Genomic DNA, 10,136 nt, shown 5'->3' with positions numbered 1-10,136 from the left:
CTACCCAAACAGAACCAAAGTCACCTTTAAGACCAATGTAAGCCTCATCAGTCTCACCCAGGCCGCCACCGCCGCCTTGGTTAGGATCCTGCTTCTCTGTAGCACTGAATTCAAACTCAGCCTTCAAAAACGCAGTTAAACCTGGCGCCACTTCATGAGAGTGCTTAATACCTATAGTCGAGCCATTATCTTGCATTGAGTAATCACTTTTACCTACCTCAGGCGCACCCTGAACTGATTTAGTTTTAACATCGTTATATTCAGCAACTACTTGGATGTTACCGTAGATAGTAGGCATACTATCCAGCTTTGCAGCCAGCTCAGAAGCTGGGTCCATAGCGAACGCAGAGGTAGATAGTGCCGCTGCCGCAACAGCTGAAGCAATCAGAGTCTTTTTCATTTCGTCTTCCTTTTGTTTATTAATTATTTCAACTTCATTTTTCTTAGTGAAAATTTGAAGGCTGAATCTTTTATTGAGCACTTATTGTGCCCATTTGTAATAAAAAGATATGTCATTTTCATTACAATGTGCAAATTTTCTTGCAAACCACCTTTTTTTGAAGCCATTTTTACTGCTTAAGACGCATTAATAAAACGTTTTCAAAAAACAAAACGTCATATCAATACACCTATCACTTCAGCACCCAACTTTAAAACAGAATTTAGGTGATCTCACATCAAGCACCAACAAACTTTAAATAAACAGTACCTTACACCCCTTTCTTAAAGCTTATGATTACATTTATTATGTAATATATGAAGCCGAATTTTGCAAATTAATATGAGAAAATCGTCATATTTTTTGTAACGTTTTGTATCCCAATAGCAAAATTTAATCACTCACAAAACTCAACAACCTTCTCTTTCAATAAGTTAAGCTCTCCAGCATAACCATTACCAGCAAATGAACAAACAATAACCAAGACGCATCCTACCAGAGCTTAAATAATACATATTTCATACTTTCGTCGTAATTTTGTAACGAAACAAGCGATGCACCACTACCCCTCAAGCATAAAAGTAACCGGGCCATCATTAATCAAAGACACCTTCATATCTGCACCATAACTGCCCAACTCGACTTTGGAGTTCAATTCAGCAGCCTGACGAGCGAAATATTCATATAGAAGCCTGCCGTGTTCGGGCGCCGCACCAGACGAAAAACCTGGACGCAATCCCTTTTTGGTATCGGCCACGATTGTAAACTGAGAAACTATAAGGAGCGCACCGTCTACATCCTTTAGACTTAAATTCATCTTCCCTGACTCATCATCAAATATGCGATAGGAGAGTACTTTGTTTAACAGGCGATCTGCCGATTTCTGCGAGTCATCTTTCTCAACTCCAAGCAGCAACAGGATGCCCTTACCAATTTCACCAACAACACCTCCATCAACCCTGACAGAAGCTTCTGAAACTCTCTGTATTAAACCCTTCAAAGCATTAAACCCTTCTAAAACACAACCCTCACGAACAACAAAACTCGCCCGGAACAGCTAAGCTAATAACTTTTTGGTACAGAAACATTGAGACAATAGTAATCATAAAAATTAGAATATACAGCCTAATTTTAATAGCGCTTACGACTAAACATCTGACACATAGCTTTCATGCTATCTGAGGACCCACCTTATCAAGCAACTGCCCCGTCGAACTCAATAGCGCATCAATAATCGCGGGCTCAGCTATTGAGTGCCCCGCATCTCTAATAATATGGACTTCCGAGCCCAGCCACTCACGCTGAAGCTCAAGCGCACTACTCAAGGGTGAAATCAAGTCATAACGGCCATGAATCAAAACTGCCGGAATACCATTCAGGCGCGCCATCCCGTTTTTGATTTCTTCTGATACACCAAACCCGGCACTAGAGAAATAGTGGCACTGCAGTTTAGCCAAAGCTATCGCAACATGGGGACTGGAGTAGTAGTCCACGACCGACTGATTTGGGTGTAGCGTTGAGCAACTAGCCATCCAACACGCCCAGGCTTTAGCCGCCTGCATCTGAACCAGCTCATTCTCGCTATTCAGCCTTTCTGAGTAAGCAGCAAGAATGTCGCCATACTCGCCCACATCCAAAAAAGCCAAAAACTTATCCCACCCATCGGGGAAAACGCGATTACAGCCATCCCTAAATAGCCAGTCGACTTCTTTTTGGCCCCCCAACATAACACCCTGCACCAATACCCCTGCCACTGCATGGGCGTACCGCTGGGCATAGAGTATAGCTAGCGCACCGCCCCAGTCGTACCCAAACACTAACCACTTATCAATATTTAGCCTGCTCCTCACAAGCTCCATGTCGGAAACGACGAGATCAGCATCGTTTTCATCAAGCTCGCCAAGCGGCTGCGACTTTCCCGCCCCTCGCTGATCAATCAGAATAATTCGAAACCGCTCCGCATCAAAAAAGCGCCTTAAATAACGACCACAGCCAAGCCCTGGCCCGCCATGCATCACGACAACAGGAAAGCCATTCGGGTTGCCCGCCTCCTCTACATAAATATCATGCAAGGCCGACACCGAAAAACGGTAGATTTCATTTGGGGCTAAATCGGGAAATAAGGTTAGCATAAGGAACAGGCCAATTCGGTTGAGTTAATTATCATGCTACTTTTAGCCCCCAAGTGCAGGCGAGAATAAGCCCGCCGCAGTGAGCAAGCATTCGTTAAGTTTAATCTAGAATAACCCATTCCGAAAGAACACCAAAAACAAAAAAAGGCGACCCTGTCAGGGGTCGCCTTTTTTCAACCGAACACTGCTACCCTATAGCAAGCAACAATATTATTTTGCCCGCTTGCGCTCATTTTCGGTTAATAGCTTCTTACGAATTCGAATGCTTAACGGAGTCACCTCTACCAGCTCATCATCCTCGATAAACTCCAATGCCTGCTCAAGAGTATGCTTAATAGGCGGAACCAATGTAAGCGCCTCATCAGTTCCTGACGCCCTGACATTAGTCAACTGCTTACCCTTGATCGGGTTAACAACCAAGTCATTTGAGCGCGAGTGCAGCCCTATAATTTGACCTTCATAAACATCCACCGCATGCCCAAGGAACAACTTCCCTCGAGCCTGGATATTGAACAATGCATAAGCAGCTGTCTTACCTTTAACCATACTAACCAAGACACCATTTTGACGGCTAAACGAATCACCTTGCTTAACCGGCCCGTAGTGATCAAAGATACTCGTCATGATTCCCGAACCTGAAGTCAGAGTCAGAAACGTGCCGCGAAACCCGATCAAGCCCCGCGATGGAATAATAAACTCCAGCCGGACACGACCCTTTCCGTCTGGTTCCATATTTGTCAGCTCGCCCTTACGCAAGCCCAACTCTTCCATAATGGAGCCTTGATGCTCTTCCTGAACATCAATAACAACCTGCTCAAATGGCTCGTGAATCTCATCGCCAACCTGCTTCTGCACCACTTCAGGGCGGGAAACCCCCATTTCGAAACCTTCGCGTCGCATAGTCTCAATCAAAACAGATAAATGCAGCTCCCCACGACCAGACACCACAAACTTATCAGGCGTATCCCCTTGGGTAACACGTAGTGCCACATTATGTATCAGCTCTTGATCCAGGCGATCCTTGATATTTCGCGTTGTTACAAACTTACCTTCCTTACCTGCAAATGGAGAGTCATTAACAATAAACGTCATGCTTACTGTTGGTTCATCGACGCTTAGCGCCGGCAATGACTCTACGCACTCAGGGTCACACAGAGTATCTGATATACTCAAACCATCGATACCATTAATACAAACAATATCGCCCGCTGTCGCCAACTGTGTCTCAACCTGTTCAAGACCTAAGTAACCCTTAACATTAAGCACTTTGCCCTTGCGCTCATCACCATTGGCGCTTTTTACAATGACTTGCTGGTTAGGCGCCAGAGTACCTCGCGTAATACGCCCTACGCCAATAACCCCCACATAACTGTCATATGCCAGTGCAGACACCTGCATCTGAAATGCACCCTCCGGGTCAACATCCGGCGCAGGCACTTTTTCGGTGATCATCTCATAGAGGGGAGTCATATCCTCAGCCATATCTTCAGGATCAAGACCGGCAATACCATTGATCGCAGACGCATAAATGACAGGGAAATCCAACTGTTCATCTGTTGCACCCAAGTTATCAAACAACTCAAAAACCTGATCCATAACCCAGTCAGGTCTGGCGCCTGGGCGGTCGATTTTGTTAATGACAACAATTGGACGCAATCCCTTTTCGAACGCTTTTGAGGTTACAAATCGCGTCTGAGGCATCGGGCCGTCAACGGCATCCACCAACAACAGTACAGAGTCAACCATAGACAAAACACGCTCTACTTCGCCACCAAAGTCTGCGTGCCCCGGGGTGTCCACAATATTAATGCGATAGTCATTCCAGCTTATTGCGGTGTTTTTCGCCAGAATGGTAATACCCCGCTCTTTTTCCTGATCATTGGAGTCCATGATGCGTTCAGCACCTTCATCCTTACGCTCAAGGGTGCCGGACTGGCTCAGTAGTTTATCAACCAGGGTCGTTTTACCATGATCAACGTGAGCGATGATGGCGATGTTACGAAGATTCTGAATCACAAGCTTTACCATTATGACAATGAAAAAATGGACGCGAATTGTACAGCATGGAAGAACAAGGATAAAGAAAAAGCTTTCAATCCACGCATTTGCCACGTTATCGCGCACTCAATCACACAGCAGACCAAATGCGCGCTATATTAGTGCATTCATCAGGTCGTGCGCACCATAACAGATCATTTCTTTGAGATATAAAAAGACAAATATAATTAACCGACTGTTTTATATGGATATATGAGCAGATCGATATATTGGCCAGCATATTGCATATAGGAGTGCAACAAAATTTTGGAGAAACTTGCTGAAAGTCATGCTATTCTCTCGCTGCTTTCTTCAAACTTGTAGCCCATTGCCAGACATTATCTGCGTCATATATGGTGCAGCAATACGAACGTGAGCGCGAAGGCAACTTAACATACGCGCCCGGGGCGATAGTTAAACAATCATCAATCAGATGGAGTATATAGAATGTCAGAGAAAACTCTGAACCTCATTAAAGAACACGACGTAAAATGGGTAGACCTTCGATTCACTGATACTCGAGGAAAAGAGCAGCACGTATCTCTTCCTGTTCGCGAAATCAGCGAAGATTTCTTTGAAGAAGGCAAAATGTTTGATGGCTCATCCATTGCTGGATGGAAAGGCATCAACGAATCAGACATGATCCTAATGCCAGATGACGAAACTGCCGTTATCGACCCATTTACTGAAGATACCACGCTTAACCTGCGTTGCGATATCGTTGAGCCTACCACTATGCAAGGCTACGAGCGTGATCCACGCTCTGTTGGCCGTCGCGCTGAAGAGTATTTGAAGTCTACCGGAATTGGTGATTCTGCACTGTTTGGTCCTGAGCCTGAGTTTTTCGTATTTGACGACGTCAAGTGGAAAACAGACATGAACGGCTCCATGTACTCTATCAACTCAGAAGAAGCAGCATGGGTTTCTCATGAAGATATAGAAGGTGGTAACACGGGTCACCGTCCAGGGGTTAAAGGCGGCTACTTCCCTGTTCCTCCAGTTGATTCACTACATGACCTTCGTGCAGCAATGTGTTCAGCGATGGATGCAATGGGCTTGGTAATCGAAGTACACCACCACGAAGTAGGTACTGCTGGTCAGTGTGAAATCGGCGTAGGCCCTAACACACTGGTTAAGAAAGCTGACGAAGTACAGATTCTTAAGTACTGTGTACATAACGTTGCGCACGCATACGGTAAAACAGCTACATTCATGCCTAAGCCAGTAGTTGGAGACAACGGTTCTGGTATGCACGTACACCAGTCTATCTCGAAAGATGGCGTGAACTTAATGGCTGGTGACAGCTATGCAGGCCTGTCTGAAAACGCATTGTTTTACATTGGTGGTATCATCAAGCACGCTAAAACAATTAACGCTTTCACTAACGCATCAACCAACTCATACAAGCGTCTGGTTCCAGGTTTCGAAGCACCAGTAATGCTTGCATACTCTGCTCGTAACCGTTCTGCGTCGATCCGTATACCTTTCGTTAACAGCGCGAAAGCACGTCGTATCGAAGTTCGCTTCCCTGATCCAACAGGTAACCCATACCTGGCATTCTCTGCAATGCTAATGGCAGGCCTTGACGGCATCCAGAACAAGCTACACCCTGGGGATGCAATGGATAAGGATCTGTACGACTTGCCAGCAGAAGAAGCAGCAGAAATCCCAACTGTAGCAGCAACACTGGAAGAAGCTTTAGATAGCCTGGAAGCTGATCACGAGTTCCTAACCAAAGGCGGCGTTTTCACAGAAGATATGATTCAGGGCTACCTGGATCTGAAGCGTGAAGAAGTTGAGCGCTTGAACATGACAACTCACCCAGTTGAGTTTGACATGTACTACTCGCTGTAAGGTATCCATCACTTACTAAAAAAGTGAGCCCGTAAGTTAGTACTTTATAGCTTACATATAAAAAGCCCCACATTATTGTTGGGGCTTTTTTTTTCGCCCATTCAAGCATCTACTGCTAATATTGCTATAACCGTGTCCTTTAAATACCTATAGACTCATTACTAGAGAGTTTTGCACGACTACTGCGCTTACAAATACAGCGTTAAAAAATGACTCTAAATGCTCATTTATAGACCATAAACTGCGCTTTTTCGTCATTTTTTGCCTTGTCTTTGATTCGCTCATAACATCGTGCAAAGCTCTCTACCAATCACTTTTTCAAGCAGGTCAATTGAACGAACATGAATATGACGAAAATAAGTTTTTTCATTGCGGCAACGCTCACAGCCATCGCTCCAGTTCAGGCTGATGTTTATAAATCAATCAACAAAGACGGCGTCGTAGAATACAGTGACCAACCGCGAGAAGGGGCTGAAAAAATAAAGGTCAAAAACCCACAGAGTATTGTATTGCCCAAGCCTGGCGATGTATTTACAAGTAATACCTCTGACACTACTGAGCCACAAGCCCCCTATCAAAGCATCGTTATCAACCAGCCTGCCAATGACAGCGCATTTAACTCAGGTAACGGTCAAGTCTCTATCTCATCCGAAACCACACCAGCGCTCATGCCCCAGCACTCCATTCAACTCGTGATGGATGGCACAACCTACGATAGCAACAAAAGCGGAAGCTTTGGGCTAAGCAATGTAGATCGAGGCACCCACCAACTACAGGTCAATGTCATCGACGGCGATGGAAAGGTTCTTATTAGCAGCGATATAACAACCTTTACAATTCATAGGCCCCAAGCACCACGAAAAACACCCAGAGCAAATTAAAATGACCATCAGCAATGCGCACCACAATAGTGCGCAAATTTCATAACACCTTAAGGTTTGCGCCAATTATTACCATCCTCGGAAATTAATCGCCCATTAATCACGCATCAAATACAAGTTTGATGCGTCTTAACCTGCTCACAAAGCTCCTTTTTAGAGCACTCTCATGCTATTTTAGGTAAATTAGAGCCACCAAATCGTTACTTCGGCATATTTATTAAAGATGGTTTGGTTTTTGCTTTAGCAAGGTAACTACAGGATGCGATGCGATGCTAACGAGCAATTTTCACAAAAGCCTACTTGAGAACCTATCCACAGCAGTGATTCTCCTGGATCAGGATTTGAAGGCCATTTATATCAACCCTTCTGCCGAAGTTCTGTTAGAGGTCAGTGGAAAAAGAACCAACGGCGCATTCGTTCGGGATTTATTTATAGAAACACCCGATAGCACAGATTCGTTAAAACACTCCATAGAAGCAGGCCACTCATACACAAAGCGGGAAGCAGAATTTTTACTCCATAACGGAAACATTATCACCGTTGATTACTCGGCATCCCCTGCCGCCGGCATTGCGCCTCCGGTACTCCTGATTGAGATTCAACCAAGAGACCGCTTGTTAAGAATCAGCCGAGAAGAAGAGCTTCTTGCAAACCAGGAAACCACACGAATTCTTATTAGAGGAATGGCGCACGAAATAAAGAACCCTCTAGGCGGCATAAGAGGCTCCGCGCAGTTGTTGGAACGCGAGTTAAAAGACCCTTCACTGCATGAATACACGCAAATAATTATTGAAGAGTCTGACCGGCTTAGAAACCTGGTAGACAGAATGCTGGGGCCGAATAAAGCATTTACGCTCGAATCAACCAACATCCACGAAGTGCTTGAGCGAGTCTATAGTTTGATCAACGTGGAGGCAAAAGACCGGGTGCGACTGGTCAGAGATTACGACCCCAGTATCCCCGAGTTTCAAGGCGACAAAGAGCAGCTTATTCAAGCCTTTTTGAATATATCCCGAAACGCGATGCAGGCACTGACTCAACAAACAGGTAGGAAAGAGCCCGGTAATATTATCTTCAAAACACGCCCGTTGAGGCAGTTCACCATAGGCCACACTCGCCACCGATTGGTACTTCGCGTTGATATCATTGATGATGGCCCGGGCATCCCGGACAACCTGCTACAAAACATCTTCTACCCGATGGTGAGTGGGCGCGCTGAGGGCACCGGGCTTGGGCTGTCTATCACTCAAGGCATTATCGGGCAGCATCACGGGCTTGTTGAGTGCGAAAGTAAGCCAGGAAAAACGAATTTCATAATTTTTATTCCCCTAGAGAATAAGTTGGAGCTTGAGTAATGACCGGAACACCAAATGTATGGGTTATAGATGATGACCGATCAATTCGCTGGGTGTTAGAGAAAGCGCTGGGACAGGAAGCGCTCGTAATTGAATCCTTCGAAAACGGAGACGGCATTCTCAACCGGTTACAGCGCGAAACACCTGACGCCATTATCAGCGATATCCGTATGCCAGGCATTGATGGACTCGAACTTCTGGGTGAGATTAATAGCCAACACCCAGAAATACCTGTAATCATTATGACAGCTCATTCTGATCTCGATAGCGCGGTTTCGTCATATCAAAGCGGTGCATTTGAGTACCTGCCAAAGCCATTTGACGTTGATGAAGCTGTGGCATTGGTAAAAAGGGCGGTCACTCATTCGCAAGAGCAGCGCGCTCAGAAACTCGAAAAATCTACTGAAAATCTGAAAAATGAAACCGAAATAATTGGCGAAGCACCTGCCATGCAGGAGGTTTTCAGAGCCATCGGGCGCCTATCCCAATCTAACATCACGGTACTTATCAACGGCGAATCAGGGTCTGGTAAAGAGCTTGTAGCCAGAGCGCTGCACCAGCATAGTCCTCGCGCCGGTGAGGAATTTATTGCCCTCAACATGGCGGCAATACCTAAAGACCTGATCGAATCAGAACTTTTCGGACATGAGAAGGGGTCATTCACCGGTGCTGGAGGACAGCGCCAGGGGCGCTTTGAGCAAGCCAATGGCGGTACGTTGTTTCTTGATGAAATTGGTGATATGCCGGCCGATACGCAGACCCGGCTATTGCGAGTGCTAGCCGATGGTGAGTTTTACAGGATCGGTGGCGCCAGCGCCGTTAAAGTTGATGTACGAATCATTGCTGCGACACACCAGAATCTTGAGAAACTGGTGCAGGAAGGGTCGTTTAGAGAAGACTTGTTTCACCGTCTCAATGTGATCCGTATTCACCTGCCGAAGCTTTGCGAGCGGCGCGAAGATATTGCGCGCCTTACCGCTCACTTTTTAAATAAAGCCGCTGAAGAGTTGGCGGTGTCCCCTAAAATACTGAGAGAAGAAACTGCGGAATACCTGAGCGGGTTACCCTGGCCTGGCAACGTTAGGCAGCTTGAAAACACCTGTCGCTGGTTAACCGTTATGGCAAGCGGCCGTGAAATACATATAACAGATCTCCCCCCTGAATTACTGGATCAGGATGAAGCCTCAGCGACAGGCACCACATGGCAGGAAGGGCTCCGAAATTGGGCAGAGCAAGAGCTCAAGCGCGGAAAACAAGGCATTCTCGATACAGCAGTACCCGAGTTTGAAAAAATAATGATTGAGTCTGCACTAAAGCATACGGGCGGTCGAAGAAGAGATGCATCCATTTTGCTTGGCTGGGGGCGTAATACGCTGACCCGCAAGATTAAAGAGTTGGATATGGGCGCAGCGGGAGACGAGGACGAATAAGACTTTTA

8 protein-coding genes (1 of these 8 only partly in view) are annotated in these 10,136 nt (G+C 45.9%); 4 read left to right on the top strand and 4 right to left on the bottom strand.

Going from position 1 to position 10,136, the window contains the following annotated elements; translation table 11 throughout:
* The 4 genes from MY523_RS20845 to typA form a co-directional block, all read right to left on the bottom strand.
* On the bottom strand, nt 1-481 hold the beginning of the coding sequence (locus MY523_RS20845; RefSeq protein WP_250656594.1) for a porin. The gene continues 632 nt to the left of window position 1, outside the view; the window shows 481 of its 1,113 coding nt (coding positions 1-481); its start codon is at nt 479-481; the stop codon falls past the left edge of the window.
* A 520-nt stretch (nt 482-1,001) separates the two neighbouring features.
* The gene (gene dtd / locus MY523_RS20840; protein WP_250656593.1) at nt 1,002-1,439 is read right to left on the bottom strand and encodes a D-aminoacyl-tRNA deacylase; all 438 of its coding nucleotides are present in this window, start codon (nt 1,437-1,439) and stop codon (nt 1,002-1,004) included.
* A gap of 169 nt (nt 1,440-1,608) precedes the next feature.
* Nucleotides 1,609-2,571 carry a prolyl aminopeptidase gene (pip, locus tag MY523_RS20835; protein WP_250656592.1) on the bottom strand — a complete coding sequence of 321 codons (963 nt, stop codon included), beginning with the start codon at nt 2,569-2,571 and terminating at the stop codon, nt 1,609-1,611.
* Between the two features lie 210 nt (nt 2,572-2,781).
* The gene (gene typA, locus MY523_RS20830) at nt 2,782-4,587 is read right to left on the bottom strand and encodes a translational GTPase TypA (protein ID WP_250656591.1); all 1,806 of its coding nucleotides are present in this window, start codon (nt 4,585-4,587) and stop codon (nt 2,782-2,784) included.
* A 468-nt stretch (nt 4,588-5,055) separates the two neighbouring features.
* Here typA and glnA point away from each other — a divergent pair, with 468 nt between their 5' ends.
* From glnA to ntrC, 4 genes are all read left to right on the top strand, one after another.
* On the top strand, nt 5,056-6,462 hold the full coding sequence (gene glnA / locus MY523_RS20825) for a glutamate--ammonia ligase (protein ID WP_250656590.1): 1,407 nt from the start codon (nt 5,056-5,058) through the stop codon (nt 6,460-6,462).
* A 347-nt stretch (nt 6,463-6,809) separates the two neighbouring features.
* The gene (locus MY523_RS20820) at nt 6,810-7,343 is read left to right on the top strand and encodes a DUF4124 domain-containing protein (RefSeq protein WP_250656589.1); all 534 of its coding nucleotides are present in this window, start codon (nt 6,810-6,812) and stop codon (nt 7,341-7,343) included.
* A gap of 269 nt (nt 7,344-7,612) precedes the next feature.
* Entirely contained in the window at nt 7,613-8,698 is a 1,086-nt protein-coding gene (gene glnL, locus MY523_RS20815) for a nitrogen regulation protein NR(II) (RefSeq protein WP_250656588.1), read from the top strand.
* Nucleotides 8,698-10,128, top strand: a complete 1,431-nt coding sequence (gene ntrC, locus MY523_RS20810) for a nitrogen regulation protein NR(I) (RefSeq protein ID WP_250656587.1) — start codon at nt 8,698-8,700, stop codon at nt 10,126-10,128. Before glnL ends, ntrC begins: the two co-directional genes overlap by 1 nt.
* The last annotated feature ends 8 nt before the right edge of the window (nt 10,129-10,136 follow it).

The organism is Alkalimarinus coralli (genome assembly GCF_023650515.1).
Taxonomy (GTDB): Bacteria; Pseudomonadota; Gammaproteobacteria; order Pseudomonadales; family Oleiphilaceae; genus Alkalimarinus; species Alkalimarinus coralli.
This window is presented reverse-complemented; position numbering and strand designations above follow the sequence as displayed.

Coding starts and splice junctions, on each gene's coding strand:
- pip (WP_250656592.1), bottom strand. CDS start 2,571: ATGCTAACCTTATTTCCCGATTTAGCCCCAAATGAAATCTACCGTTTT.
- glnA (WP_250656590.1), top strand. CDS start 5,056: ATGTCAGAGAAAACTCTGAACCTCATTAAAGAACACGACGTAAAATGG.
- MY523_RS20820 (WP_250656589.1), top strand. CDS start 6,810: ATGACGAAAATAAGTTTTTTCATTGCGGCAACGCTCACAGCCATCGCT.
- glnL (WP_250656588.1), top strand. CDS start 7,613: ATGCTAACGAGCAATTTTCACAAAAGCCTACTTGAGAACCTATCCACA.
- ntrC (WP_250656587.1), top strand. CDS start 8,698: ATGACCGGAACACCAAATGTATGGGTTATAGATGATGACCGATCAATT.